This is a genomic window from Enterococcus sp. DIV2384 (genome assembly GCF_050534975.1).
Lineage (GTDB): Bacteria > Bacillota > Bacilli > Lactobacillales > Enterococcaceae > Enterococcus > Enterococcus faecalis.
The window spans coordinates 2,271,648-2,297,259 of the sequence record NZ_CP172905.1 but is presented as its reverse complement, the minus strand read 5'-3'; the positions used below and the strand labels follow the sequence as shown (position 1 = coordinate 2,297,259).

General features: G+C 38.2%; 27 protein-coding genes, 1 tRNA gene and 1 riboswitch. Of the genes, 22 read left to right on the top strand and 6 right to left on the bottom strand.

Annotated elements, in window-relative coordinates; translation table 11 throughout:
* Positions 1 to 100: 100 nt before the first annotated feature.
* The 5 genes from IGK54_RS10990 to IGK54_RS10970 all read left to right on the top strand — a co-directional run bounded on the left by IGK54_RS10990 (position 101) and on the right by IGK54_RS10970 (position 4,357).
* On the top strand, positions 101 to 2,236 hold the full coding sequence (locus tag IGK54_RS10990) for a peptidoglycan D,D-transpeptidase FtsI family protein (RefSeq protein ID WP_002359399.1): 2,136 nt from the start codon (positions 101 to 103) through the stop codon (positions 2,234 to 2,236).
* Between the two features lie 125 nt (positions 2,237 to 2,361).
* Positions 2,362 to 2,511 carry a 50S ribosomal protein L33 gene (gene rpmG / locus IGK54_RS10985; RefSeq protein WP_002356321.1) on the top strand — a complete coding sequence of 50 codons (150 nt, stop codon included), beginning with the start codon at positions 2,362 to 2,364 and terminating at the stop codon, positions 2,509 to 2,511.
* A 95-nt stretch (positions 2,512 to 2,606) separates the two neighbouring features.
* Positions 2,607 to 2,696: transfer RNA gene (locus tag IGK54_RS10980), tRNA-Ser, on the top strand.
* An 89-nt stretch (positions 2,697 to 2,785) separates the two neighbouring features.
* Positions 2,786 to 3,037, top strand: coding sequence for a hypothetical protein (locus tag IGK54_RS10975; RefSeq protein WP_010713122.1), 252 nt, complete (start codon positions 2,786 to 2,788; stop codon positions 3,035 to 3,037).
* A 255-nt stretch (positions 3,038 to 3,292) separates the two neighbouring features.
* The gene (locus tag IGK54_RS10970) at positions 3,293 to 4,357 is read left to right on the top strand and encodes an FUSC family protein (RefSeq protein WP_430602983.1); all 1,065 of its coding nucleotides are present in this window, start codon (positions 3,293 to 3,295) and stop codon (positions 4,355 to 4,357) included.
* 259 nt (positions 4,358 to 4,616) lie between these two features.
* Here IGK54_RS10970 and IGK54_RS10965 read toward each other — a convergent pair whose 3' ends face one another.
* The 3 genes from IGK54_RS10965 to IGK54_RS10955 all read right to left on the bottom strand — a co-directional run bounded on the left by IGK54_RS10965 (position 4,617) and on the right by IGK54_RS10955 (position 7,933).
* Positions 4,617 to 5,750 carry a DUF4950 domain-containing protein gene (locus IGK54_RS10965; RefSeq protein WP_375804880.1) on the bottom strand — a complete coding sequence of 378 codons (1,134 nt, stop codon included), beginning with the start codon at positions 5,748 to 5,750 and terminating at the stop codon, positions 4,617 to 4,619.
* Positions 5,702 to 7,267, bottom strand: a complete 1,566-nt coding sequence (locus IGK54_RS10960) for a hypothetical protein (protein ID WP_430602981.1) — start codon at positions 7,265 to 7,267, stop codon at positions 5,702 to 5,704. The genes IGK54_RS10965 and IGK54_RS10960 overlap by 49 nt, the downstream gene beginning before the upstream one ends.
* 90 nt (positions 7,268 to 7,357) lie before the next feature.
* On the bottom strand, positions 7,358 to 7,933 hold the full coding sequence (locus IGK54_RS10955) for a DUF805 domain-containing protein (protein WP_002379789.1): 576 nt from the start codon (positions 7,931 to 7,933) through the stop codon (positions 7,358 to 7,360).
* Between the two features lie 165 nt (positions 7,934 to 8,098).
* Between IGK54_RS10955 and IGK54_RS10950 the strand changes: the two genes are divergently transcribed.
* From IGK54_RS10950 to IGK54_RS10915, 8 genes are all read left to right on the top strand, one after another.
* Positions 8,099 to 8,869, top strand: coding sequence for an alpha/beta fold hydrolase (locus IGK54_RS10950; protein ID WP_002356329.1), 771 nt, complete (start codon positions 8,099 to 8,101; stop codon positions 8,867 to 8,869).
* An 87-nt stretch (positions 8,870 to 8,956) separates the two neighbouring features.
* Complete coding sequence (locus IGK54_RS10945) at positions 8,957 to 9,499, top strand: 5-formyltetrahydrofolate cyclo-ligase (protein WP_002394065.1); 543 nt, start codon at positions 8,957 to 8,959, stop codon at positions 9,497 to 9,499.
* 10 nt (positions 9,500 to 9,509) lie between these two features.
* Positions 9,510 to 10,220, top strand: a complete 711-nt coding sequence (locus IGK54_RS10940) for a rhomboid family intramembrane serine protease (protein WP_002362481.1) — start codon at positions 9,510 to 9,512, stop codon at positions 10,218 to 10,220.
* Between the two features lie 17 nt (positions 10,221 to 10,237).
* A complete protein-coding gene (locus IGK54_RS10935; RefSeq protein ID WP_002356332.1) occupies positions 10,238 to 10,456 on the top strand; it encodes a YqgQ family protein in 219 nt (72 codons plus the stop codon).
* Positions 10,457 to 11,428 (top strand): ROK family glucokinase, encoded by a 972-nt coding sequence (locus IGK54_RS10930; protein WP_002356333.1) that lies wholly within the window; start codon positions 10,457 to 10,459, stop codon positions 11,426 to 11,428. It abuts the gene before it with no gap.
* 15 nt (positions 11,429 to 11,443) lie between these two features.
* Positions 11,444 to 11,842: a rhodanese-like domain-containing protein gene (locus tag IGK54_RS10925; RefSeq protein ID WP_002356334.1), complete on the top strand. Its 399-nt coding sequence runs from the start codon at positions 11,444 to 11,446 to the stop codon at positions 11,840 to 11,842.
* A 121-nt stretch (positions 11,843 to 11,963) separates the two neighbouring features.
* A complete protein-coding gene (locus tag IGK54_RS10920) occupies positions 11,964 to 12,314 on the top strand; it encodes a DUF488 domain-containing protein (RefSeq protein ID WP_002365077.1) in 351 nt (116 codons plus the stop codon).
* Between the two features lie 13 nt (positions 12,315 to 12,327).
* Positions 12,328 to 14,166 carry an FAD/NAD(P)-binding protein gene (locus IGK54_RS10915; protein WP_430602980.1) on the top strand — a complete coding sequence of 613 codons (1,839 nt, stop codon included), beginning with the start codon at positions 12,328 to 12,330 and terminating at the stop codon, positions 14,164 to 14,166.
* Positions 14,167 to 14,328: 162 nt separating this feature from the next.
* Here the strand turns inward: IGK54_RS10915 and IGK54_RS10910 are convergent, their stop codons facing one another.
* Positions 14,329 to 14,496 (bottom strand): DUF3042 family protein, encoded by a 168-nt coding sequence (locus IGK54_RS10910; RefSeq protein ID WP_002356337.1) that lies wholly within the window; start codon positions 14,494 to 14,496, stop codon positions 14,329 to 14,331.
* Positions 14,497 to 14,763: 267 nt separating this feature from the next.
* Between IGK54_RS10910 and galE the strand changes: the two genes are divergently transcribed.
* The 8 genes from galE (at position 14,764) to thiD (ending at position 22,280) form a co-directional block, all read left to right on the top strand.
* On the top strand, positions 14,764 to 15,756 hold the full coding sequence (gene galE, locus IGK54_RS10905; protein ID WP_010821078.1) for a UDP-glucose 4-epimerase GalE: 993 nt from the start codon (positions 14,764 to 14,766) through the stop codon (positions 15,754 to 15,756).
* Positions 15,737 to 16,987 (top strand): UDP-glucose--hexose-1-phosphate uridylyltransferase, encoded by a 1,251-nt coding sequence (locus tag IGK54_RS10900; RefSeq protein ID WP_430602978.1) that lies wholly within the window; start codon positions 15,737 to 15,739, stop codon positions 16,985 to 16,987. The genes galE and IGK54_RS10900 overlap by 20 nt, the downstream gene beginning before the upstream one ends.
* Before the next feature lie 71 nt (positions 16,988 to 17,058).
* Positions 17,059 to 18,819, top strand: coding sequence for a DNA polymerase III subunit gamma/tau (dnaX, locus tag IGK54_RS10895; RefSeq protein ID WP_002395639.1), 1,761 nt, complete (start codon positions 17,059 to 17,061; stop codon positions 18,817 to 18,819).
* Between the two features lie 20 nt (positions 18,820 to 18,839).
* Complete coding sequence (locus tag IGK54_RS10890) at positions 18,840 to 19,154, top strand: YbaB/EbfC family nucleoid-associated protein (protein ID WP_002382484.1); 315 nt, start codon at positions 18,840 to 18,842, stop codon at positions 19,152 to 19,154.
* A gap of 147 nt (positions 19,155 to 19,301) precedes the next feature.
* Positions 19,302 to 19,390: riboswitch (TPP riboswitch) on the top strand.
* A 140-nt stretch (positions 19,391 to 19,530) separates the two neighbouring features.
* Complete coding sequence (gene thiW / locus IGK54_RS10885) at positions 19,531 to 20,019, top strand: energy coupling factor transporter S component ThiW (RefSeq protein WP_002356342.1); 489 nt, start codon at positions 19,531 to 19,533, stop codon at positions 20,017 to 20,019.
* Positions 20,003 to 20,821 carry a hydroxyethylthiazole kinase gene (locus tag IGK54_RS10880; protein WP_002372341.1) on the top strand — a complete coding sequence of 273 codons (819 nt, stop codon included), beginning with the start codon at positions 20,003 to 20,005 and terminating at the stop codon, positions 20,819 to 20,821. Before thiW ends, IGK54_RS10880 begins: the two co-directional genes overlap by 17 nt.
* Complete coding sequence (gene thiE, locus IGK54_RS10875; protein WP_010824853.1) at positions 20,818 to 21,453, top strand: thiamine phosphate synthase; 636 nt, start codon at positions 20,818 to 20,820, stop codon at positions 21,451 to 21,453. The genes IGK54_RS10880 and thiE overlap by 4 nt, the downstream gene beginning before the upstream one ends.
* Complete coding sequence (gene thiD, locus IGK54_RS10870; RefSeq protein WP_002419287.1) at positions 21,450 to 22,280, top strand: bifunctional hydroxymethylpyrimidine kinase/phosphomethylpyrimidine kinase; 831 nt, start codon at positions 21,450 to 21,452, stop codon at positions 22,278 to 22,280. The genes thiE and thiD overlap by 4 nt, the downstream gene beginning before the upstream one ends.
* A 92-nt stretch (positions 22,281 to 22,372) precedes the next feature.
* Here thiD and IGK54_RS10865 read toward each other — a convergent pair whose 3' ends face one another.
* Positions 22,373 to 22,729, bottom strand: coding sequence for a winged helix-turn-helix transcriptional regulator (locus tag IGK54_RS10865; RefSeq protein WP_002356348.1), 357 nt, complete (start codon positions 22,727 to 22,729; stop codon positions 22,373 to 22,375).
* A 144-nt stretch (positions 22,730 to 22,873) separates the two neighbouring features.
* On the opposite strand from IGK54_RS10865, the gene IGK54_RS10860 reads away from it, so the two are divergent.
* Positions 22,874 to 24,064, top strand: coding sequence for an MFS transporter (locus IGK54_RS10860; RefSeq protein WP_002408818.1), 1,191 nt, complete (start codon positions 22,874 to 22,876; stop codon positions 24,062 to 24,064).
* 50 nt (positions 24,065 to 24,114) lie between these two features.
* Here the strand turns inward: IGK54_RS10860 and IGK54_RS10855 are convergent, their stop codons facing one another.
* Positions 24,115 to 25,476 carry an MFS transporter gene (locus IGK54_RS10855; protein WP_142957365.1) on the bottom strand — a complete coding sequence of 454 codons (1,362 nt, stop codon included), beginning with the start codon at positions 25,474 to 25,476 and terminating at the stop codon, positions 24,115 to 24,117.
* Positions 25,477 to 25,612: the final 136 nt, after the last annotated feature.

Below are 25,612 nucleotides of genomic sequence, written 5' to 3'. Positions count from 1 at the left end.
AATAATTAAATATTTCCTTAGAGCTAGGAATAATCCTGATTTTTTGACTAATTTTTGTTACAATGAGAATGCGAAACTTTTTAGTGAAGGGACTAGAGGTATGAAGAAAAACTCATTTATAGATAAAATAAAAAAAACAGATGCCGCAGCAAAGAGTCAACGAGGTAGAAAGCCACATATTCCTTTTCGATTGAACTTATTATTTTTTGTGATATTCACTTTATTTGTTTCATTAATTGTCCGGTTAGGGTATTTACAGATTGTTGAAGGAGAAGAGTTTAACAAAAAAATTACTGCCAATTCTTCACTACAAATCACGACACCATCCCCTCGAGGACAAATTTATGATTCACAAGGAAAAGTCTTGGTTTCTAACAAAGCCAATTTAGCAATCACTTACACACGAGGAAAAAATATTGAAGGAAAAGATATTTTACCGATTGCGAATAAAGTTAATGAACTTATTAACGTTCCAGTTGATCCAAACTTAACGGATCGTGACAAAAAAGATTATTGGTTAGCGAATCCTGAAAATTTAAAAGCAGCCCAAGCCCGTTTAACCGATCAAGATAAAGAAGATGAAAAAGGCAACAAAATTACGGACGAAGGCACATTATATGCCAAAGCAGTTGAAAAAGTCACCCCTGAAGAAATTGCGTTTGATGACCGAACCTTACAAGCAGTAACGATTTTTAAACGAATGAATGCAGCGTCACAAATGAACACGGTCTTCATCAAGAATGAAGGGGTAACAGAAGGTGAAATTGCGACAATTGGTGAACACACAGCGGAAATATCTGGTGTTTCAACAGGGACTGATTGGACGCGTGATTATTCTCAAAGTGGTGCATTACGTAGCCTGTTGGGCACCGTTTCAACTGAAAAACAAGGATTGCCAGCCGAAGAAGTCGATGAATATTTGAAAAAAGGCTATGCACGAAATGACCGTGTTGGAACTAGCTATTTAGAAAAACAATATGAAGACGTTCTACAAGGTAAAAAAGCAAAATCAGAAGTCGTTTTAGACAATAACGGAAAGATTGTTTCACAAACCCCAATTTCCAAAGGGGAAAAAGGCTCCAACTTAAAATTAACGATTGATTCAAATTTCCAAAACAAAGTTGATGAAATTTTACAACGAAACTATTCACAAATAGTCAAAACCATTGGACCATACTCAGAAAATGCATATGTCGTTGCTATGAACCCTCAAACAGGTGCTATTTTAGCGATGTCCGGATTTCATCATGATTTAGCAACTGGGGAAGTCACACCTAATCCTTTAGCACCTATTTTGAATTCTGAAGTTCCTGGATCAGTTGTGAAAGCAGGTACTTTAACAGCTGGTTATGAAACAGGCGTCATTAAAGGCAATGACGTTTTAACAGATGAAGCTATTTTACTAGCAGGTAGTAATCCAAAAGCTTCTTGGTGGAATGCTTCTGGCGGAACAACCATGCAATTAACTGCGGAGCAAGCGTTAGAATATTCTTCGAATGCCTATATGATGAAATTAGTCTTTAAAATGATGGGTGTGAATTATTATCCCAATATGATTTTCCCTTATGAAGTAGGAGATGACACTGTCTTTAAAGAATTAAGAAAAGCTTTTGCAGAATATGGTATGGGAACGAAAACTGGAATTGATATACCAGGAGAAACAACAGGAATTCAAAACAAGGACTTTAAGGATTCGTCTTCTGCGCCACAAGGCGGTAATCTTCTTGACCTATCTTTTGGACAATATGATACCTATAGCGCGTTACAATTAGCACAGTACGTTTCCACTGTCGCAAATAATGGTATCCGCGTGCAACCCCATGTGGTAGAAGGAATCTATGGCAATGATGAAAATGGAGCTTTAGGAAAAATTTTAAAAGAAATTGAACCAAAAGTTTTGAATAAGGTGAATATTTCTGAAGACCAGATAGGAATTCTTCAACAAGGTTTCTATAATGTAGTAAATGGAACTAGTCCTTTTACAACTGCACGTGGTTTAAAATCAGACAAGTTTTCGATTGCTGCTAAAACAGGGACCGCCGAAACGCAAGCAACAGATGCTAATGGAGTAAACCATACAACGGTTAATAGTAACTTGGTGGCTTATGCGCCGTACGAAAATCCTGAAATTGCAATTAGCGTTGTTTTACCACACTTAAATGATGAATCTTCCAAACCAAATCAAACGATTGCCAAAGAAGTTTTAGAAGCGTATATGGAAATGTACAAAAAATAAAATTTGTAAAGTAGAACTACTTTACAAATTTGCCCAAAAGGGTAGTCAAATGACAAAAAAAATGGTATGATATTCAAGTCTAAGAAATCTCTTGGAAAGATCAATTATTAGTAGGAGGGGAAAACATGCGCGTAAACATCACTTTAGAGTGTACTTCTTGTAAAGAACGTAACTACTTAACAAATAAAAATAAACGTAACAATCCTGATCGTTTAGAAAAACAAAAATATTGCCCACGTGAAAGAAAAGTTACTTTACACCGTGAAACTAAATAATTTAGTTAGATAGAGCCTAGAATCCTTGTTGTGTAAGGGTCTAGGCTTTTTATCTATTGATTCATTACATGTTCATTTGTAGATGGAATGTAGAGGGAGGATTACCCAAGTTTGGCTGAAGGGGACGGTCTCGAAAACCGTTAGGCGAGTAACATCGTGCAAGGGTTCGAATCCCTTATCCTCCGTACCGAGAAGCAGTTGAGTTATTAGTTGCAAATAAAACGACAGAGACGTACACTTAAAGTAGAAAAATACTTAAGAAGAGGTGTCTATTATGTCAAACTATGAAGAAAAAGAAGCGCAAGCATTAGCAAAAATTGCAGACATTTTGAATAAATTGGATGCAAGTTTAGAAGAGTTGGACTCGCTAGATGAGGATACAAAAAAACATAGTATGAAGAAATGGATTGTTGAAAAAAAAGCCATTCATGAGATTAAAAAAATTGCACACGAAGCTGGTAAGTATGACAAGTATGATGAAAAAGAATTAGAAAAAGAAATGGATCTGTTGGAAAAGTTTATGTAAAAAAGCGCTAGCTTTTGTTCAACAGTTATTTAATTTTGAGTCTAGAATTAATCATTTTGATTTTTTCTAGGCTTATTTTTTATGAAGTAAGCAAATCGTATCGGGAGAGGTATTGAATTAAGAAATAAAGCATGTATTGATTCAGAAAAAAAGTTGTAGTAAAATGTTCGTCACAACTACTTTTCTTATGATTTCATAGAAGGAAAAGTTGGAATAATGAATTGAGAAGAGTCGATTTTTAGGAGATGATTTTAGGTGACTTTTTATCAATTAATGCAGTTAGATCCATTTATTTTAAAACAAAAAATTCATCAAGCGGACACTAAAAAACAGCGGAGATATTTTTGGCGCGCCTTGTTAATAAGAGATATTTTATTAGTTTCGTTTGCGATTTTATGGGTGTCGACAATTACTTTTTTCTTTGGAAAAGCTGTAGCGCCTTTTTCAATTGTATTATTTTGTTTGCTGTTGAGTATCCGTTTCGTCTCATATGGCTACAGGGAAAAACAGGCCTTGCTTAGTTTAGGAATCGTGTTAACAATTCTAGGTGTTAGTCCATTAATTTCACTGATTTCTGTATCATTTTTACAATTGGGCCTTCATTTTATCTGCTTGCTGGCATTGTTTTTCTTAACTGGTAGAAACCCTAAAATGGGTAATCCTGGCTTGTATACGTTCTCCTACTTATATTTAGTTGGCACGGTTCACTATCAATCGTTTCAGCAATTAGAACAAACTTTCTTTGTATTAGTGTTTGCTTATCTACTTTTAGCTTTTGTTTATCATGTGAAACATAAAAAGTTGGATCAAGAGATTACTTTTATACAGATGGTTACAGAAAATGGTTTTTTTAATCAAAGAAATATTTGGTTTGGTTATTACGCTTTAGGCATTAGCTTATTACTTTTTATAGGAACGCACCTTCAGATTGACCGCTTTATGTGGGCAACATTTGCTAGTTCATCATTATTTTCTGGGTATGATACGTTTAAATTGTCTGAACGAGCCAAAGAACGAATAATAGGGGTCGTTATTGGTTCTCTAGTATCGGCTATCTTGTTATTTTATATACCAACGAACCTACTTGGTATTTTAGGAGGACTTTGTTTAGGCTTATGCACATCTTATAAAAGTAAAACGATTTTTAATTGTGTTGGTGCTATCATGGCAGCTTCTATGATATTTGGGCTAGAAACAAGTCTTTACTTAAGAATTTTGTTAAATATGTTGGGGCTAGCTTACGGTTTGCTTTATCATTTTGTCTTTGTAAAAACTATGTCCTATTGCAATCGCAAAGAGTGGCTGAAATTGTCTGAATAAAAGGAGCCTAACATTCTTTCTTGAAAGAATGTTAGGCTCCTTAGACATTTTTGTTTATATTCCATATTATCAAATTATATGCATGCTGTTAATCAATGCCCAACTGCTATATCAAATGTCGCAATTTTTGCTGAGTCAGTCGGTACAAGGTCTAGTTCCACTTCGTCAAACTGATTGCCATCAACTGGTATCCCAAAGTAAATGGTAGATGGTCCAGTTCTACTTTTATAGACTATTATCTATTAGTATACCTAAATTTCTATTTAATTCGTAATGACTGACCAGGATAAAAAACAGAAGTTTCAATGCCTGGATTTAACGCTAATAATTCTTCTAAGGTTAAACCATTTCTTTCGGCTAACTGTCGCCCACCTTCACCACTTCGTACCGTATCGTATATAGGTTGGTCTGATTTAGAATTTTGTATTTGTTCACGAGAATCAGAGTTTTGTGGTGGTTGCTGTTCAGATTGTTCAAAAATTTGTTGAGTTTGATTATTTCTTTCAATTAATTGTTCCAACGTAATATTACCTAGATAAGTGTATATTTGTCCATTAACAGTTAAAGTACCATCATTATTTTTCGTTACTGTTCGGGGCGTATTATTCAAAAGAAACGTCATTATTTGATTACCATTCTCATCCACAGAAAAACTTACATTTTGAAGAGGAACATTCGATTGAGTTATGCTAGTGAGTGTTCCGTCAGCATTTATAAAAAATAAGTTATCACTTTGAGGAATACCCCACCCGCCTATAAAATCAGCTAAGCTAACTTGTGGTAGCGGTTCTTTAGTAGTAGATGAAGAGGTAGATTGGTTTGTTTCAGATGAGACGTTTTGATAATTAGAGCTGGTTTCTTCCGTTTTATCTTTTTGAGTGGAAGAATCAATACTTTTCTTTGTGTAAGGTTTCAAAACTAGTTTTGTTTGGTTATCAGAATTGTTTGTCTTAGTAGGAGTGAAAAGTAGATTTTGCTTTTCTTTTTTTATCTTGTAAGCTACTTCTTTTCCTTCATTTTCCCAACGAATTTGATTGTTTTTTAGATGGTATTTGACTTTGTATTCTATTTTATTTGCAATTTGTTTACCTAATTCTTCGCCTGCTTTTTCCAACTCATTTTTTGCAGTTGATGTGTGTTCATCTGTATTGATTTTGAAAGTAGCGGTATCTTCGCTGAATGATACAATCATTACTACTTCATCAACGTTGGAGTTTACGGCCCACTCGTTTGCCATTAGCTCTTTTGTGGTCACTTTATTTCTGCAGGAAGTAAGGGTCAGTAAGGATAAAAAAACAATCAACCCCAGCAAACTTTTTTTCATTTTTAACTCAATCCTCTTTTCTATTTTACTATTTTTTTGTATCTTCGAATCTCTCTCAACCCCAGCCAACCACTCGCTGATAACAAGTACCAAAACGGCATAAACTGGATTAGATAGCGAGAGCGGCTGCCTTCAAAGAGCAATAAATACAGAATAGCTCCAATGAAAGCTAATTTTAAAATCGCGTAGTTATTTTTTGAATCTTTTAGAGGGATACTGAACAATAGACCTAGTAATGTGAGTAAATAGAAAAAATGCATATAAATTCGTAGATAGTTACTTTTGGGATTTTGTGGATAATACAGTGACCGCAAGTGTTCTTGCCAACGATTTTTAGAAGGTGTTTCTGGAATTAAATCACCGCCATCCCAACCCCAGTCAAAATCACCATTGGCAGTATTATGACGATTTTTTTGAGCCAGAAAACGGAGATAACCGAAGAATCCTTTATTTTTTAAACGGTCTTGAATCATTTTTATGGTATAAGCTTTTTTGGCTTCTTGTGTAGGCAACTGATTTACTGCTTGTGTATCTGCATCATTGTAACCGCCAGTTCCCGTCAAACCCATCATTACAAAAAGTGTCCAAGGCTTGGCTTGTTCTTTATCGATTTCCGTAATCGTTTGTTTTTCCACAAAAAATTGAAAACTATAATATGCGCTGACGAAACCAGTCAGTAAAAAGAGGGCAACCACGGTTAATTTTACGATAGACTGTTTGTTCCGATTTACTAAAAGAAGTTGCAGCACTTTGATACAACTAAATGCAATAAAAAAGATAATAGACGAAGGTTTCATTAAAAAACACCAAGCTAAGCCAATTCCAATAAACAGTAATAAACAATATTTTACGAAGGGATGGGAAACTTGCTCAAAAAGGCTATATGCAAAAAAGACTAGGTTGATGAACAATAAGACGGCCGTATCTGTATAAGGCGTGAGTAACCATGGAGACAATCCGAAAGAAAGAAAAAATAAACTGTAAGCAACGAAGGCCGTTAATGGATTAAAGACACGTTTAGAGGCATGATAAAAGAGAAATAAACTGCTATTAATAAACAAGCAATTAACCACTTGCCAACTAAACCAAGTATTGCTCCAGCTCACTGTTACATCAATGAAACGCAAAAATTTATTCAGGTAATACATCATGAAAAAGAAAAATTCGTTATTGGGGTTTAAAGAAAGTACGATTTTTGAATAATCCTTATTTTCAGTGGTAATACTATGAAAGTTGTCAAAAACATCCCAGCCAATCGGCACAGTAATCTGCGTCAGGAGTAAAAGTTGCAGTAAAAATAAACTGACCAAACTACCAATAATAACCACACGATCATGGGTTTTTATTAAGTGCCAGAGCGCTTGAATCTTAGTGTAAAGAAATTTTTTGTTTTTATAAATAATCAACAATAGAATAATTAATAGAGGAAGTAAAACAAGCAAGTGCTTAGGCTTTTCCCAAAGAATTTTTACCAGAGAATAGGGAGAGTTAATTGCGCCGTAAAAGACAAATAAAATAAAAAAAGTAAAAATATAATTTTCTAGATTCAGAATCCGTTTAAAAGTAGACATATTTTCTCCTTCCATTTTTTTAGCTAGACTAGTTCTTATTTTATCATAAAGATTTTAAAATAAGAAAAAAGCCCTTCTTTTAAAAGAAAGGCTTAAAACTTTTCCTTACTTCACTTCTTTGTAACGGAAGAAGAAGCGTAAGACGCTATTTTGGCTAGTTGTTGTTAGTTTATCTGTCGGTAAGACTGTTAGTAAGAAGAAAAACAGACTAATCACAAGAGTGAAAAATAAGAAGACGGGACTGCCACCTGTTATCACAGTATCTGTTTGAACGTCATATTTAAAAGTTGACATAACAGAGAAAACTTGTGTATAGCTACAGGCAATAGAAAGTAGATATAAAACAAGCACGCCCCAACCTGTCATCCCAGCATCACGATAACGACGTACACACATTGCCCACGTTGGTAATAATAAAGCTAACCATAAAACAAGTGCAAAAAGCATCAACGGTAATAAGTTTCCAAAATCATAGGTTTCAAAATATTCAGCTGCTAAAATTGCTGACACGGCTTTGCCGACAATGGCAATATAAAAAATAAGTGCTAAAATGCTTAATACCAATGTCATCCACCAATAACCAGCACGTGTGGTCCGACCTTTAAAATCAACATATCCACGAAAATAATCTTTAAAAGCTTGTCCAAATGTTACTTTACCTTTTTCCTCAATTTTAACCATAAAAACACCCCTTTGTATTTAATAAAATGATTATAACGGAAAGTAATAAAATAGGAAAATGCGAATTCGCATATTTTGTGGTTTTTTTGATAAATCATATAAAGAGCAGGTTTTATCAAAAAACGGTAAAATAAGAGAAGATATTTTATAATGGAGGAATCATGAATGAAAATCAGTATTAGACATCGCTACATAGCAAAAATTCCAGCATTAGAAGTGACAACAGAAGAGCAAAAAAACGAAGCATTACCTTTAATTGTTTACTATCATGGTTGGCAATCAGCTAAAGAATTATCTTTAACACAAGCAAGAAAATTAGCACACGAGGGGTTTCGGGTCATTTTACCAGATGCCATGAACCATGGAGAAAGAAAAACAGGACCTATTTCCACGATTCCATCGATTACATTTTGGAGTAGCATTCAATATAATTTGATTGAATTTCCAGTAATTATCCATCATTTTCATAAATTAGGGTTGATTAAAGAAAATTGGATTGGCGTGGGTGGTGTATCCATGGGCGGTATTACTACCAGCGCTCTTATGACCCAACATCCTGAGATTCAAGCTGCCGCTTGCTTAATGGGAACACCCTATCCGGCGCGCTATATTCAGCGAGTGATTCAACGGGCGAAAGAATTTGCTATTTTTGTACCTAAAGACTTGCCACTGTTGCTAAGTTGGGTACATCAATACGATTTATCACAAACGCCAGAAAGACTACAAGAACGACCGATGCTGTTTTGGCATGGAACGGAAGATGAAAAAATTCCCTATGAAGACATGGCTGATTTTGAACAATTAGTGTCTGGGAAAACGTATGCGAGAAATACGCAATTTATAACGGAAATCGGTGAGCGGCATTTAGTGAAAGGAGAAACAATGGATTTGGTTGTTGACTTTTTTAAAGAAGCGTCAAAAACGTTAGAAAAATAACGGGATTTTTCAAAGAGAAAAGGGGAATCAGCTTGTTTTTTAAGAACACTTTCTATAAACTTAACAGAAAAGGGGTTGAAGGTGTACATGGAGAAAAATAAGTTGAGAAAAGTGGGCTTAACTGCCCTGGAATGGCTAAAACAACATCCAGAAATTAAACAACATAAAGAATCAAGTCTCTATGAACAGTTGTTTGCTAGTCAGCAATGGCAACAAGCACAAACAATCGGAATGATTCGGTCGTTACCGCTAGAATTATCAACACAGCCAATTTTCGAACGGGCCATGCAAGAGGGCAAGCAAGTGGCGGTGCCGCGAACATTTAAAGGAGGCAAAATGCACTTTTATCAAGTCTTTCCAGAGACGGTTTATGACACCAGTGCATTTGGCGTGGAAGAACCTCCGTTAACAGCGGCAGAAATAACAGCTACAGCGATTGATTTATTGATTGTGCCAGGGATTGTTTTCAATCGTGCTGGCTATCGAATAGGCTTCGGCGGTGGTTTTTATGATCGTTATTTGGAACATTTTTCGGGCCATTCATGTAGTTTAGTTTTTAGTGAACAACTCCATGAGCAATGGCAACCAGAAGCGTTTGATCAGCCAATCGAACAATTATTTATACAATAGGAGGAATGGAATGAATTATCAAACAGAAATGAAATTGAAACGGCTAAAAAATCAGCCGTTCATTACGTATGCCCTTTTAGGTATTTCAATCATTGTTTTCCTTGGATTGGAATTAACTGGAGGATCAGAAAATATTTTAAACTTAGTTAATTGGGGAGCAATGGTTCGTCCACTGGTAGCTCAAAATCATGAATACTGGCGGTTTATCACGCCAATGTTTCTTCACATTGGGTTTATGCATATTATTTTGAATATGGTTACTCTTTATTATATCGGCGCACAGGTTGAGGCAATTTATGGGCATTGGCGCTATTTGGGAATTTATTTATTGAGTGGGATTGCTGGAAATATCGCCAGTTTTGCCTTTGGGACACCCAACAGTGTCTCAGCGGGTGCTAGTACAGCGCTTTTTGGTTTGTTTGGCGCATTTGTTATTTTAGGACGCCATTTTAGAGACAATCCAGCGATTATGTATATGGTGCAACGCTATTCAATGTTTATTGTGATTAATTTGTTATTTAACTTGTTTAGTAGCTCTGTAGATATGATGGGTCATGTTGGCGGTCTAATTGGTGGACTATTAGTCGCGACGGCTTTTGCTGTTCCAAATCGTGAAGAAGCATTTAATAAGCACGAGCGAATTATGGCCACGTTAATTTTTATTTTTCTTGTCGTAATTTGTCTGTTATTGGGTTTTAAAAAATACGGTTTACCTGTATAATAAGGAAGTGTTTTCGTATGGAAACGTTATATGATGTACAACAACTTTTTAAACAGTTTGGGATGTATATTTATGTCGGTGCACGGATTTATGATATTGAGTTAATGATGATTGAATTAAAAAAATTGTATGAAGGTCAATTGGTAGACCGAGATACGTATTTACAGGCCCGGCATATTTTGCAAAGAGAGCATCGAATAGAAGAATCTAGAGGGAAGCAGAAAGGAATCGACTAAATGGATAAGAAGATTATTGGGATTGATTTAGGTGGAACGACCATCAAATTTGCTATTTTAACAACCGATGGCGTTGTTCAACAAAAATGGAGTATTGAAACGAATATTTTAGAAGATGGCAAGCACATTGTGCCATCAATTATTGAAAGTATTCGTCACCGTATAGATCTTTATAATATGAAAAAAGAAGATTTTGTGGGAATTGGTATGGGAACACCAGGGAGTGTCGACATTGAAAAAGGAACTGTTGTAGGTGCCTATAATTTAAACTGGACGACTGTACAGCCTGTCAAAGAACAAATCGAATCTGCTTTAGGAATTCCGTTTGCCTTAGATAATGATGCCAATGTTGCCGCTTTAGGTGAGCGTTGGAAGGGCGCGGGGGAAAATAATCCCGACGTGATTTTTATTACTTTAGGAACAGGTGTCGGCGGAGGCATTGTTGCAGCAGGAGAATTGCTCCACGGTGTTGCTGGCTGTGCTGGTGAAGTTGGGCATGTGACGGTTGATCCTAACGGCTTTGACTGTACCTGTGGGAAACGTGGCTGTTTAGAAACCGTTTCTAGTGCCACTGGTGTCGTTCGTGTTGCACGTCATTTATCAGAAGAGTTTGCAGGTGACTCTGAACTGAAACAAGCGATTGATGATGGACAGGATGTTTCAAGTAAAGACGTTTTTGAATTTGCCGAAAAAGGCGATCATTTTGCTTTAATGGTTGTGGATCGTGTTTGCTTCTATTTAGGCTTAGCCACAGGAAACTTAGGTAACACGTTAAATCCAGATAGCGTGGTTATCGGTGGAGGTGTTTCTGCAGCAGGAGAATTTTTACGTAGTCGTGTCGAAAAATATTTCCAAGAATTTACTTTCCCACAAGTTCGAAATAGTACAAAAATCAAATTAGCAGAGCTAGGTAATGAGGCCGGCGTCATTGGTGCCGCTTCACTAGCATTACAATTTTCAAAAGAGAAATAGAAAGGGCTTTTTAGAATGAGTATTTTATGGGTAATCAATGGCATTTTGCTAGTTATTGTACTAGCGATGGTATTCAATGAATTATATTTGAAAATTATGGTGAAACGTTCAGCAAAAATGCTGACGGAAGAAGAATTTAAAGAAACAATGCGTAAAGCACAAGTGATTGACGTTCGTGAGAAAGATACATTTGATGCTGGGCATATTTTAGGGGCGCGCAGCATGCCATACAGCATGTTAAAAACAACAATTGGTTCTCTTCGTAAGGATCAACCTGTTTATCTTTATGATCAGAAGAAAGCTTTAAGTATCCGAGCAGCTAATTTATTACGCAAAAATGGCTATACTGATATTTATATTTTAAAAGGCGGCTATGATGGCTGGACTGGGAAAGTGAAGAAGAGAAATAGTTAATAACAAAAAGAGTTGGTCTTCATTGAGACCAACTCTTTTTGTATAGGAAAGCTTAATAGAGATGTTGCTTTTTGTCAGTCCTCACTTTTTGAGCTACAATAAAGAGAAGAGGTGAAGGCAGATGATTCAAATCAAGCGAGCATATGAAGCACCGACAGAGCAAGATGGCTACCGTGTTTTAGTTGACCGTATTTGGCCACGAGGAAAATCCAAGGAATCTGAAAAGTTAGATGAATGGCTCAAAGAAGTGGCCCCAAGTACAGAGTTACGGAAATGGTTTAATCATGAAGTAAATAAATATCCCGAGTTTAAACAAAAATACCAAGAAGAATTGAAACACGAGCCAACTGCCACAGCATTTAAGCAGTTACAGACGATTGTAAAAAATCAGCCAGTAGTCACGCTGGTCTATGGGGCGAAAGATACAGTGCATAATCAAGCGGTTGTCTTAAAAGAATTATTAGAAAAATAGAGTAGGTGATTGGATGAAAATTGCAATTGTAGGTGCTGGACCCAGAGGCTTATCAGCTGCAGAACGAGTCATTGAATGGGCTCGTAAAACGGAAATAAATGTTCAGCTCACATTGTTTGATCCATACGGTCCAGGTGGGAAAATTTGGCGAGCAGAGCAACCTAATTATTTATTAATGAACACCGTGATTAGTCAAGTCACTTTATTTACAGATGAATCTTTTAGTGGCGAAGGACCAATTGTCAAGGGCCCCACTCTCTATGAATGGACCCAAACAGAAGCTGCGCAGTACATTCAACAGCAACAACCCTATAATTATCTTGAGTTGTTGAAAGAATGTCATCGCCTTGGACCGAATGATCACTGCTCGAGGGCTTTTTATGGCATGTACCAAAAATGGTTTTATACGTATTTAGCCACGCGGTGTAACGAACAAACATCGCTGACGTTTTTTAAAGAGCCAGTAACTGCTGTGCGAGCAGGAGAGGATAACTATTATGTGTATACCCAATCCATTGAGTTTACGGCAGACAAAGTAATTTTAGCTTTGGGTCACCAAGAAAATGAATTAACGACTGTTGAACAAGAGCTTGCGGACTACGCCAAGGAGCATCGTTTGTTTTATTCTTCTCCTAAAAATGCGGCGGATGCTTTATTGGCACTTGCCAATATACCCGCAAAACAACCCGTTGTGTTAAAAGGCTTAGGTTTGGCATTTTTTGACTATTTATCTGCCTTGACGATTGGCCGCGGGGGTGTTTTTTCTCGTCAAAATGGCCGCTTACGTTATGAACCTTCTGGAAGAGAGCCTATTATTATTGCTGGTTCTGGTCGCGGTTTTCCTTCTCATCCTCGAGGGATTAATCAAAAAGGTTACGGGGAAACCTATCAGCCTGTTTTTTTAACCGAAACGTATTTAGCTGAATGTCGTAAAAAAGGACAGGTTACAGGTGCAGAGTTTTTTTGGTATTTAAAAAAAGAAGTGGAATATGTGTATTACACTTGCTTAATCGAAGAAAAATATCCGCATCTTTCTAAAGAGGCCTTTCAACAGCTGTTTATTCAAACCAAGGGAGCGTCGGAAAGCTTAGACCACTTTGAAAAACAAGATTGGTTTGATTGGCAAGCGTTAGAACATCCTGAAACAAAGAAAACCACTCATGAAAGTTTTCGGTCGTTTTTACTAGAGTATTTAAAATGGGATATTCAAGAAGCAGAGAAAGGCAATCTTAGCGGTCCTTTGACCACTGCTTTAGACAGTTTAAAAGATTTAAGAGATCAGATTCGCTTTGTTTTGGATGAAGGGTTATTAACGAATGACGAGAGTCAAAAGTGGTTGTGGCATTGGTTTACCCCGTTGAATACCTTTTTGTCAGTGGGACCTTCTGTTGAAAGAACAGAAGAGCTACAGGCGTTAGTTGAACTGGGATTAGTCACGATTCTGGGGCCAGAAATGCGTGTCGAAATGAAAGCGGGTCAATTTATTACTTATGCTAATTTATTTCCGGAAAATCGGTATAATAGTCACTTTTTAATTGAAGCACGCATTCCCAAAGTTAATAATGAAAAAAGTTTGAATCCTTTAACGAGGCAGTTGTTAGCCGATAAGCTAGCTACGCTTCATCAACTGGCATTAGCTGATGGTCAAATAGTCAAAACAGGCGCACTCTTGATTGTGCCTGCCACGAATCAAGTCATCACAAAAGGTGGACAGGTGGCGACAGGCCTTTTTAGTTGTGGTATTCCAACAGAAGGTATTCATTGGTTAACAGCCGCTGCAGCTCGTCCTGGTGTGGATCCTTGGAATATGCGTGATATGGATCGGATTACTGCTACTATTTTTAATAGTTAAGAAAAATAGTCAGCTCCTTTGGTAAAAAAGAAAGCATAACAAGTGGTCATCCATCGCTTTGATGGATGACCACTTGTTATGCTTAAGAGAATCAACAGAGCCAGAAGCGCTTCTGTTGATTTCTTGGCGTTAGATTTTTTATCTCAACGTCACAGCTATTTTTTAACGTGCAATACGTTTACGCATCGCTTTTTTACGGTTTTCTTCAATCATATCTTCTTTTTCTTCAATTGGATCAATGACTGTTTTTTTAATAGTTGTAGCCACACCGGCTAAAGCAGCAACTGTGATAGCAGTACCGACTAACATACCTGATACAAATTTTTTCATCGTTCATTCCTTCTTTCAAATTGTATTTGTTTCTATTATGACGGAAAAAAGCAAAAAAATCCAATAGTTACAATGATTTTTCATAAACTCTACGACTAATTTAGAGATTTGTTAAAATTTACCAAGTCTTTTCTGTATTTTTATAGGAAAAATGAATAAGGAGAAATGGCCAAATTAAATCCTGTTTACAAAATGAAATAATTCAGAAGTAAACCTTATTTAATGGTACAATAGAAAAAGAAATTAGGGAGTAAAAGGAGCGTATTTATGTCTATTTTAGTATTAGGTGGCGCAGGCTACATCGGCTCACATGCCGTTGATCAATTAATTTCAAAAGGATATGCCGTTGTTGTTGTTGATAATTTATTAACGGGGCATCGTTCAGCCGTTCATGAACAAGCGACTTTCTATGAAGGCGATATTCGTGATAAAGCTTTTTTACGTAGCGTCTTTGAAAAAGAATCAATTGAAGGGGTGTTGCACTTTGCGGCCAATTCTTTAGTAGGAGAATCCGTGGAGAAACCGTTAATGTATTTCAATAACAATGTTCACGGCACTCAAATTGCCTTGGAAGTCATGCAAGAATTTGGAGTGAAACATATTGTTTTTTCTTCCACAGCGGCCACTTATGGCGAACCAAAAGCAATGCCTATTACAGAAGAAACACCAACGAATCCTAAAAACCCGTATGGGGAAAGTAAATTAATGATGGAAAAAATCATGAAATGGTGCGACAACGCTTATGGAATGAAATATGTTGCTTTGCGTTATTTTAATGTTGCAGGAGCAAAAAAAGATGCCTCAATTGGTGAGGATCACACGCCAGAAACGCATATTGTGCCAATTATTTTACAAGTGGCATTAAGCCAACGAGCAGAGCTAAGTATTTTTGGGGATGATTATGATACACCAGATGGCACGTGCATTCGAGATTATGTTTACATTGAAGACTTGATTGCAGCACATATTTTGGCTTTAGAATACTTGAAAAATGGCGGCGAAAGTGACGTCTTTAACTTGGGAAGCAACAACGGCTATTCTGTTAAAGAAATGTTAGATGCTGCTCGCGAAGTGACAGGTCAAGAAATTCCTGCGACAATCGCGCCACGCCGAGCAGGGGATCCTAGTACGTTAATTGCTTCTAGTGAAAAAGCCAAACGAGTTTTAGGCTGGCAACCAGAAGTAACTGAGGTCAAGGACATTATCGCCACCGCTTGGCAATGGCACCAAGCTCATCCACATGGATATCAAGAAAAGTAATAGGAGGAATGAATCGATGACCACGAGTCAAAGGATTGCCGATTTTACCACACTTGCTATTCAAGCAGGTGGTTGGATGGAATTGGATCGCTTATATCTTCAGAACCGTTTATTATCAATGATTGGTGAACAAGAATTAGGCGAAGTAGACATACGGCCTGTGGCAACACCCGCCGCTGATTTGGCGGAACAATTGTGTCAAGTTGCGAGTGCCAACCAACTTGTAAAAACAGAGCAACAAAAAGAACAGTTCATGGTGCAATTGATGGATTTGTTAACACCGCCACCTTCTGTGGTTAATGCTTTTTTTGCACAACATTATGCTAAAGAGCCACAAGAGGCTACCGAGTATTTTTACCAACTTTGTCAAAAAAACGGTACGGTCATTGAACAGGAAGAACCTGTTGTTTTTTCAACAGTCTATGGTGATTTTTTAGCAAATAAGGTCCACAGTGAGGCGTCAAAAGCAACGCTCTCTGCACAAAGCTATCCCCGCTGTGAATGGTGCATGGCAACAGAAGGCTACCAGGGAAGTCAGCAATTTCCTGCGACTACGAACCATCGAGTGATTCGAATGAACTTAGATGGCGAAAGCTGGGGGTTTTCCTTTGTAAAACAGGCACAATATCAGCAACAAGGTGTGATTGCGTTTGAAAAACATCAGGCAGCGAAACGTTCAGTTAAGACTTTTCAGCAATTGTTGAAAATTGTTGAGGTCTTTCCTCATTATTTTGCTGGGATTGATGCTGACTTTGAACAAAATGAGCATGTCTATTATCAAACGGGTTTGCAACAATTTCCATTAGCCGAAGCGAGCATTTCAGAATATGTTGAGTTAGCTAACTATCCTTTAATCAACGCAGGAATGGTGAATTGGCCAGTTGCGACATTTCGCTTAGAGGGACCGAATGCGTCAGAAGTTGCCCAAGCCGCAAATGATATTTTTGAGCAATGGCAAATGCTGAAACTGCCCACGGATGAGATACAAATCGTTGCACGACGAAAAGAACTTTTATATGTCATGGACTTAATTTTTAGTCGACCTCAAGCAAAGCCTTCGTTAACGTTAGCGGAAGTCCAAGGTTTAACGACTTGGAGCAATCAGAAAACGCAGGCGCTTGAAACTGTCGCTTCAGCGTATCAACAGCGACTAAAAGAAGCCAGTGCGTTTGCAGAAACAAGTGAAGGAAAAGCGGCTTTTTTAGCAATGGTTGCACCAGTGACTTGTTAAAAGAAAAAAGATGCCGAATGATTAAAAATCACGTATAATAGATAAGAATGAAAAATAAGGGAGGGTAAAAAATGGCTTATCAAGCACTTTATCGGGTCTGGCGTTCACAACGTTTCGATGACGTAGTAGGACAAAAAGCAATTACTCAGACACTGAAAAATGCGATAGTGCAAAAGAAAACATCTCATGCCTATTTATTTACTGGCCCTCGTGGTACAGGTAAAACCAGTGCCGCAAAAATTTTCGCTAAAGCGATTAACTGTAAACATAGTCAAGATGGTGAACCTTGTAATGTTTGTGAAACCTGTGTAGCCATTACGGAAGGTCGTTTAAATGATGTCATTGAAATTGATGCGGCGAGTAATAATGGCGTGGAAGAAATCCGTGATATTCGTGATAAAGCAAAGTATGCACCGACACAAGCCGAGTACAAAGTTTATATTATTGATGAAGTTCATATGCTATCAACAGGCGCGTTCAATGCACTTTTAAAAACCTTGGAAGAACCGCCACAAAATGTTATTTTTATCTTAGCAACGACTGAACCACACAAGATTCCGTTAACGATTATCTCACGGACGCAACGCTTTGATTTTAAGCGAATTAGTACGCAAGATATCGTCGATCATATGGCCCATATCATGCAGGAAATGGCTCTCGATTATGAGGAACAAGCCCTTTATGTGATTGGGCGTGCTGCGGAAGGTGGGATGCGAGATGCCTTGAGTATCTTGGATCAAACGATTTCATTTAGTGATGAAAAAGTAACACTGGAAGATGCAATGCAAGTGACAGGCAGCCTAACCTATGAAATGATGGATCATTATATTCAGTGTTGTGTCGCTGGTGATGTTGAACGAGCATTAGAAGGTTTGGAAAGTATTTTAGGCGAAGGCAAAGAAGCGCGCCGTTTCTTAGAAGATTTGTTATTATATTGTCGAGATTTACTGATGTATCAGCAAGCACCGAAGTTATTAGCAGAAAAAGCAGGCACTTTGACAGAAGCATTTAAGGAACTAGCTACACAAACGCCTGCTGAAAAAATCTACCAACTAATCCAAATTTTAAGTGACACACAAAATGAGATCCGCTTTACCAACAATGCGAATATCTATCTGGAAGTAGCCACTGTCAAATTAGCTAAAACGGTGCAACCCAATAAACACAACACGCCAGAAACAACTAATCAAGGTGGTAGTGCAGAGGGAAATCCAGAATTAGCAGATTTACAAAATCAAATCGGGCAACTGAAGAAAGAACTGGCTGAATTAAAGAAACACGGTGTAGCTGCCAAAGAAGCAGATGCGCCACGTCAACAAGCACGACCACAAGCGCCAAAAAGTTCGTTCCGCGTACCCACAGAACGGGTATATCAAGTCTTAAATGAAGCGACAAGAACACATTTAATGAATGTGAAAAATGTCTGGGAAGACTTACTGCAAACATTATCTGTGACTCAACGAGCGATGCTAAAGGCTAGTGAACCTGTCGCGGCGAGTCCTAAGGGCATCGTGGTGGCATTTGACTATGAGATTGTTTGTGCTCGTGCAACAGACGATGAAGAGATGCAGTTAGCTTTCAATAATAATTTAAGCCGTTTGATGGACTATACACCAGAGATGGTCTGCATTACTAGAGAAAGCTGGCCAAAACTAAGACAAAGTTTTATTAACCAAAATCAGGGCAGTTTGAATCATTCTGAACCTGAAAATGAAATGGCTCGTCTAGCGGACGAACCGCCTGTAACAAATGAACATTCACAAGAAAATCCAGTAGTAGATGAAGCAATCGCTATGTTTGGTGAAGAGCTTGTCGAAGTACTAGATGATTAATACGAAGGAGTAGAGGAATTATGATGCGAGGAATGGGCAACATGCAAGGCATGATGAAACAAGTACAAAAAATGCAAAAAGAAATGGCCAAAGCGCAAGAAGCGCTAAATGAAAAAGAATTTATCGGTGAAGCAACCAATCAACTTGTGACAGCGACCTTTACTGGTGATCGCACAATGAAAGATTTGACCATTAAAGAAGACGTGGTTGATCCTGAAGACGTTGATATGTTACAAGATTTAGTCATTATGGCTGTCAACGATGCGTTAGTAAAAATTGAAAAAGAAACCGAAGCAACTTTAGGTAAATACACCAAAGGAATGCCAGGATTCTAAAAAATAAGACAAACGAAAGTATGAAAAACGTCATGCCCAAAAAATCGAACTTTTTGGGCATGACGTTTTTTCTATTTTTGTGGGAAAACTCTTTGGCAATTTTAGTAGTCGCTTCCAAAAAACTATGCTATACTAAAGCCAATTGAAGAGAAACATTTGGGGTGCTATTAGCTGAGATTATACCCATGGAACCTGAAACAGTTAGGACTGGCGCAGGGAAATGTCTTGAAATTTTGACCGATTATTGCACCCAACTACGTTTATTTGTGGTTGGGTTTTTCTGTCTTTTTCAGTCGCGCCTCCTTTTGCTTCTCGCAGAAAGGAGTTTTTTTACGTGGAAAAAAATCGAATCCACAGAGTTACGTTACTAGCTTTAATGATTGCGATGGACGTCGTATTATCGCCGTTAATGCGAATTGAGGGAATGGCCCCTATGTCCAGTGTCATGAACATTATTGCCGGAGTTTTATTAGGTCCTCTTTACGGAACGCTCATGGCACTTGTCTGCGGCTTAATCCGTATGACGTTCTTAGGTATTCCGCCATTAGCGTTAACAGGTGCCGTCTTTGGCGCGTTTTTTGCTGGTTTATTTTATCAATGGGGACAAAAATTAGGCTGGTCGATGCTAGGAGAAATTTTTGGTACAGGCATCATTGGCTCGTTATTGTCCTATCCTGTAATGGTTTGGTTTACTGGCAGTAAGCAGAATTTTTATTGGTTCATTTATACACCACGATTTATTGGTGCCACACTGATTGGTTCAGTGATTGCTTGGCTTGTCTTAGTAAAACTGAAAGAAACTCGGGTATTTAAACAAACACAGGAATTATTTTTAGGAGGGTACTTTTATGAAAACAAGCGTTAAGTTTGAAACGATTTTTCCACTGACAACGGCACCATTAATTCAGTGCATTACGAATGAAATTACGTGTGAGTCTATGGCGAATGCATTACTTTATATTGATGCTAAGCCCATTATGGCAGATGATCCCCGGGAATTTCCGCAGTTGTTTCAGCAAACCAGTGCTTTGGTTTTGAATTTAGGCCATTTATCACAAGAACGAGAGCAGAGCTTGTTAGCAGCTAGTGATTATGCTCGGCAAGTGACTAAACCGACCGTAGTCGATTTAGTCGGTTATGGCGCCAGTGATATTCGAAATGAAGTCGGGGAAAAGCTGGTGCACAATCAGCCAACCGTTGTGAAAGGGAATCTTTCAGAAATGCGGACTTTTTGCCAGTTGGTGAGTCATGGTCGAGGAGTAGATGGCAGCCCTTTGGATCAAAGTGAAGAAGCAATTGAGGAACTGATTCAGGCTTTACGTCAACAAACGCAAAAGTTTCCCCAGACGGTATTTTTAGCAACAGGGATTCAAGATGTTTTGGTTAACCAAGAGCAAGTGATTGTCTTACAAAATGGCGTGCCTGAGTTGGATTGTTTCACTGGCACGGGCGATTTAGTCGGCGCATTAGTTGCCGCTTTATTAGGTGAAGGCAACGCGCCAATGACTGCGGCAGTAGCCGCAGTGAGCTATTTTAATCTTTGCGGAGAAAAAGCCAAGACTAAGAGCCAAGGGCTGGCCGATTTTCGCCAAAATACGTTAAATCAGTTATCTCTTTTAATGAAGGAGAAGGATTGGTTTGAGGCGGTGAAAGGACGAGTGCTATGAGAGAGCAATTGAAAGTTTATTTGGTGACAGGTCGGTATGATTTTAGTGATACTGAATTTTTAAACCGAATTGAAACTGCTTGTCGCAGTGGAGTGACATTGGTCCAACTGCGTGAAAAGGAAGTGTCAACACGGCGCTTTTACGAATTAGCAGTGAAAGTTAAAGCGGTAACAGATGCGTATCAGATTCCGTTGATTATTAATGACCGTGTCGATATTTGCTTGGCAGTGGATGCGGCAGGTGTGCATATAGGGGATGATGAATTACCGGTTGCTCTTGTGCGAAAACTGGTTGGGTCCACAAAAATCGTAGGTGTTTCAGCCAAAACGGTGGCACGAGGAGTTGAAGCGGAAAACGAGGGCGCCGATTATTTAGGCGTGGGCGCAATTTTCCCCACAACGACTAAGGACAGTCCGTTAACTTCTTTGCAGACACTTTCTGAAATTGCTGCAGCAGTCACGATTCCTGTTGTGGCGATTGGTGGGATCAAAGAAGAAAATATAGAACAACTTATGGGAACGGGAGTGGCTGGTGTTTCACTGGTCAGTGAAATTATGCTGGCTGAACAGATAGCCGAGAAAGTTCAAGGGTTGATGCGTGTAACGGAGCGAATGTTGGAGGCGAGAAAATGACCGAATATAATTTGACCCCACAAGTAGTCACGATTGCTGGTTCTGATTCTGGTGGGGGAGCTGGCATGCAAGCAGATTTAAAAACATTTCAAGCACGGCAGGCATTTGGCTTAAATATTGTCATTGCATTGACGGCACAAAATACGTATGGCGTGCAAGAAAGTTTGCCGATTCCTAGTTCATTTATTGATGCACAATTCCAATCTTTGGCGGCTGATTTTAAAATTGGGGCAGCGAAAACGGGGATGTTAGCAGATAGTGAGCGTGTCGAAGCTGTTGTTCGCAATTTGCAAAAAGTTGATTTTGGTCCGTTGATTGTCGATCCTGTAATGGTGGCTAAAGGTGGACATCATTTGTTAGAAGCTGAGGCAGTTCAAACGATTAAAGAGCAACTGTTGCCATTAGCAACGGTCGTGACACCTAATTTACCAGAAGCGGAAGTTTTACTAGAGACGACCATCAAGACAGAACAAGAAATGCAGACCGCAGCAAAAAAATTACAGCAATTGGGCACAAAAAATATTATTATGAAAGGCGGACATAGCACAAATCAACAAGCGGCTGATTATGTATTAATGGAAGACGGTTCGAGCTTTTGGCTAAGTGCACCGCGAGTTGTAACAAAAAATACTCATGGAACAGGAGATACTTTTTCAGCGTGTATCGCAGCCGAATTAGCAAAAGGCACGCCGTTAGAAGCGGCGATTGTGATTGGCAAACAGTTTATACAAGGGGCCATTAGCCAAGCAATTTCTGTTGGACATGGCCACGGACCCACTAATCATTGGGCCCAATTAACGCAAGATATTCAAGTTATTAAAGCATAAGAAGAGCCTGGGGAAAAATCTAAAATGATTTTTCCCCAGGCTCTAAATAGCTTAAAGCTCCCTCTTAATATAGTTTATAAACGTTTTGTTCACTAATCTTCACATTTTAAATAAATTTCTTGGCCTTGTTCTTGCAAATGAGCCACGTGGGATTCTCCCCAATTACATAAGTTATCTAAGACAGCAGAGAGGCTTTGACCATAATCGCTTAAATAATATTCGACTTTTGGTGGAACTTGGTTGTATACTTTTCGCTCGATAATGTTGTCTTCTTCGAGTTCCCGTAATTGTTGTGTCAGCATTTTTTGACTAATGCCAGTAATACCGCGTTTTAAATCGCTGGGGCGCATGGCGCCGTGCCGTAAATTACACAGAATAATTGGTTTCCATTTACCGCCAATAACATCCATCGTTGCTTCGACACCAATCGCATATGTACGAGTTTCCAAAAAACATTCCTCCTTAATAGGTTGATAATAAACAAAAGTTACTAAAAGGTACCTATGATACAAAAAAGTAGGTACTTATCAAAAATTCAATCTTAGTATATAGTAATTTTTGTTGAAATTCAAATGTTTTTTAGGAGGAAGAGAATGGAAAAGAAAATTTCACCAAATTTAACGCTCTTTGCATTAGCTATCAATGCTTTCGCAATCGGTTCAACAGAATTTATTAGTGTGGGTTTATTACCAATGATTGTTAAAAGTTTTCATATTAGTCTTTCCCAAGCAGGTTTGACTGTTTCTTTGTACGCTTTAGGTGTGACGATTGGGGCGCCGTTATTAACAATTTTGACAGGAAAATGGAATCGTCGCTCATTAATGCTGGGGATTATGCTTCTTTTCATTAGTGGGAATTTAATTGCTGCGTTTGCGCCAACGTTTATTATTTTATTGGTAGGGCGGATACTTTCTGCATTGGCGCATGGCATTTTCATGTCTGTTTCGACTGTCATCGCCGCAGATGTTGTGCCGCCATCACGTCGTGCCAGCGCCATTGCTATTATGTTTACGGGCTTAACGGTTGCAACAGTGACTGGTGTACCTTTAGGGACGTTTATTGGGCAACAAACAGCTTGGCATATGTCCTTTCTTTTTATAGCCAGTATTGGCTTGGTGGGACTGATTGCTAGTTATTTTTTAGTTCCCAAAAATTTACCGATACCAGGGAAGGTTGACTTAAAAGGAATCACGCGGATTTTTACGAACAAACCCCTCGTTTTATCTTTTCTAATTACTGCTTTTGGTTATGGTGGAACGTTTGCTGCATATACGTACTTGTCACCGTTATTGGAAAATTTAGGCTTTTCAGCCAACGCGGTAGTGATTATTTTAGTTGTTTATGGCGTAATGGTCGCAATTGGCAATACAGTAGGTGGTCACTGGGCAAATAAAAAACCTTTAGATTCGTTAGTAAAAATGTTTAGCTTATTAATTCTGTCCTTAGTCTTTTTATTCATTACTGTTTTAATGGATAACAGTCTTCTAGGCTTATTAGCAAGTTTGATGTTGGGTCTATTTGCCTTTATGAATGTACCTGGTTTACAACTATATGTTGTAGAATTAGCGGAAAAGTATGTTCCAGAAGATATCACTTTGGCCTCAGCTTTTAATATTGCAGCCTTTAATATTGGGATTACCGTCGGCTCAATGACAGGTGGGGTGGTCACAGATCATTTATCAGTAACATATACACCGATTTTTGGTGGTTTTATCGTGCTAATTGCTGTCTTGTTCGTACTTTATATTCGGAAGCAAGAAGAACAAAAAAACAACTATCTTTAGAAAACTAAAAAAAGCAGCTGGTCACTACGGAACTGACCAGCTGCTTTTTTTTAAGCTTTTTTGCGGAAATAATTCCAGCAAGCAATTAAAACAATTACTAATAAGGTTAACAAGAAAATCAGAGAAATGAGGGAGCCCATCGTTGTCCCCTGAGCAAAATTATCTGCGTGGTCTTGAGTGATATTAATAATCGTCGCTACAATGGCCGTCGCAATAGCGCCAGAAAATTGTTGAAGTGTATTAAATAACGTATTGCCGTCGCCAAAATCTTTCTCCTCTAACAAGCTCATACCAGTCGTCATCATATTACTGTATGCAAAACCTAGACCAATCATATAGGTAACATGTCCAGCGACGAATCCTAATAAAACAGGCATCTCTAGTAAAATTGTTAAAGCTAGCCAACCGATTGTCGCCAAACTTAAGCCAAATAATATAGGTTTTTTAGCGCCGTATTGATCCAACACTCGTCCAGAAAGTGGTGCCAAAATGGCCCCAACTGTAGCACCTGGCAGCATGACTAGCCCAGCTACAAACGCATTTTTTCCAAGGACGATTTGAACAAAGTTTGGTAAGACAAAGGAAATACCTAACAATAAGAATTGACAAACTAAAAAGCCACATAAAAATAAAACAAAGGCGGGATTTTTTAAAATTGTCAAACGTACTAGTGGCTGTTCAGCGGTCGTTGCTCGTTTATAAAAAATAACAAAGCCAATAACGGCTGCTAGGAGTGAAAGCCAGCCAAACAATGTGCCAATTTTACTTAAAAACATCAACAAACCACTAAATAACAGGGCAATACCAATTAAACTAACCAAATCAAGAGTGGTGGTTTTTTTAACAGGTATTTCTGGAATAGCAGATAATCCCATAAACAAAGAAAGCAGTAAAACAGGAATTAAGAATAAAAAGATGGCGTGCCAAGATAGGGAAGATGTTAAAATTCCACCATACGTTGGACCAATGGCTGGAGCAATTGAAGTGGTCAATGTGCCTACCCCCATCATCGTTCCTCGTTTTTCTAGCGGGGTAAAGTTCAAAATAATATGAAACATCAGTGGCAAAGCAATCCCAGTGCTAGCCCCTTGGAAGAGTCGGCCTAATAACAAGATACTGAAAGATGGCGAATAGACATCAATCGCTAAACCAATCAAAAAGAAAAGATTCGCAACAATAAATAAGCGTCTTAACGAATAGGTTTTTAATAAATAATTGGATAAGGGCACCATGATAGAAATAACTAATAAATAAATCGTTGTCACCCACTGCACGGTACCGGTGGAAACACCAAATTCCTTTGTTAATGTCGGAAAGGTTACATTCATTGCTGTTTCAATTAATACGCCAGCAAAAGACATAATTCCTGTCGCTAAAACGGCAGGGAATAATCGTACGTTTTTTTGTTCCATTTAATCACCTCTATAGTTTTCATTTTTTCGTAAAAAAATAGAAGCAGTTTCTATTAAGAATAGAAACCGCCTCTCTCTCGACACGCAACTTGCGTGTTATCTGTACGATTTGTTTACATGTTGCATTGTAAACAGT

Bases quoted from the DNA above. Each gene is read 5' to 3' on its own strand.
- IGK54_RS10990 (WP_002359399.1), top strand. From the start codon at position 101: ATGAAGAAAAACTCATTTATAGATAAAATAAAAAAAACAGATGCCGCA.
- rpmG (WP_002356321.1), top strand. From the start codon at position 2,362: ATGCGCGTAAACATCACTTTAGAGTGTACTTCTTGTAAAGAACGTAAC.
- IGK54_RS10975 (WP_010713122.1), top strand. From the start codon at position 2,786: ATGTCAAACTATGAAGAAAAAGAAGCGCAAGCATTAGCAAAAATTGCA.
- IGK54_RS10960 (WP_430602981.1), bottom strand. From the start codon at position 7,267: ATGGAAGGAGAAAATATGTCTACTTTTAAACGGATTCTGAATCTAGAA.
- IGK54_RS10955 (WP_002379789.1), bottom strand. From the start codon at position 7,933: ATGGTTAAAATTGAGGAAAAAGGTAAAGTAACATTTGGACAAGCTTTT.
- IGK54_RS10950 (WP_002356329.1), top strand. From the start codon at position 8,099: ATGAAAATCAGTATTAGACATCGCTACATAGCAAAAATTCCAGCATTA.
- IGK54_RS10945 (WP_002394065.1), top strand. From the start codon at position 8,957: ATGGAGAAAAATAAGTTGAGAAAAGTGGGCTTAACTGCCCTGGAATGG.
- IGK54_RS10940 (WP_002362481.1), top strand. From the start codon at position 9,510: ATGAATTATCAAACAGAAATGAAATTGAAACGGCTAAAAAATCAGCCG.
- IGK54_RS10935 (WP_002356332.1), top strand. From the start codon at position 10,238: ATGGAAACGTTATATGATGTACAACAACTTTTTAAACAGTTTGGGATG.
- IGK54_RS10930 (WP_002356333.1), top strand. From the start codon at position 10,457: ATGGATAAGAAGATTATTGGGATTGATTTAGGTGGAACGACCATCAAA.
- IGK54_RS10925 (WP_002356334.1), top strand. From the start codon at position 11,444: ATGAGTATTTTATGGGTAATCAATGGCATTTTGCTAGTTATTGTACTA.
- IGK54_RS10920 (WP_002365077.1), top strand. From the start codon at position 11,964: ATGATTCAAATCAAGCGAGCATATGAAGCACCGACAGAGCAAGATGGC.
- IGK54_RS10915 (WP_430602980.1), top strand. From the start codon at position 12,328: ATGAAAATTGCAATTGTAGGTGCTGGACCCAGAGGCTTATCAGCTGCA.
- IGK54_RS10910 (WP_002356337.1), bottom strand. From the start codon at position 14,496: ATGAAAAAATTTGTATCAGGTATGTTAGTCGGTACTGCTATCACAGTT.
- galE (WP_010821078.1), top strand. From the start codon at position 14,764: ATGTCTATTTTAGTATTAGGTGGCGCAGGCTACATCGGCTCACATGCC.
- IGK54_RS10900 (WP_430602978.1), top strand. From the start codon at position 15,737: ATGGATATCAAGAAAAGTAATAGGAGGAATGAATCGATGACCACGAGT.
- dnaX (WP_002395639.1), top strand. From the start codon at position 17,059: ATGGCTTATCAAGCACTTTATCGGGTCTGGCGTTCACAACGTTTCGAT.
- IGK54_RS10890 (WP_002382484.1), top strand. From the start codon at position 18,840: ATGATGCGAGGAATGGGCAACATGCAAGGCATGATGAAACAAGTACAA.
- thiW (WP_002356342.1), top strand. From the start codon at position 19,531: ATGATTGCGATGGACGTCGTATTATCGCCGTTAATGCGAATTGAGGGA.
- IGK54_RS10880 (WP_002372341.1), top strand. From the start codon at position 20,003: ATGAAAACAAGCGTTAAGTTTGAAACGATTTTTCCACTGACAACGGCA.
- thiE (WP_010824853.1), top strand. From the start codon at position 20,818: ATGAGAGAGCAATTGAAAGTTTATTTGGTGACAGGTCGGTATGATTTT.
- thiD (WP_002419287.1), top strand. From the start codon at position 21,450: ATGACCGAATATAATTTGACCCCACAAGTAGTCACGATTGCTGGTTCT.
- IGK54_RS10860 (WP_002408818.1), top strand. From the start codon at position 22,874: ATGGAAAAGAAAATTTCACCAAATTTAACGCTCTTTGCATTAGCTATC.
- IGK54_RS10855 (WP_142957365.1), bottom strand. From the start codon at position 25,476: ATGGAACAAAAAAACGTACGATTATTCCCTGCCGTTTTAGCGACAGGA.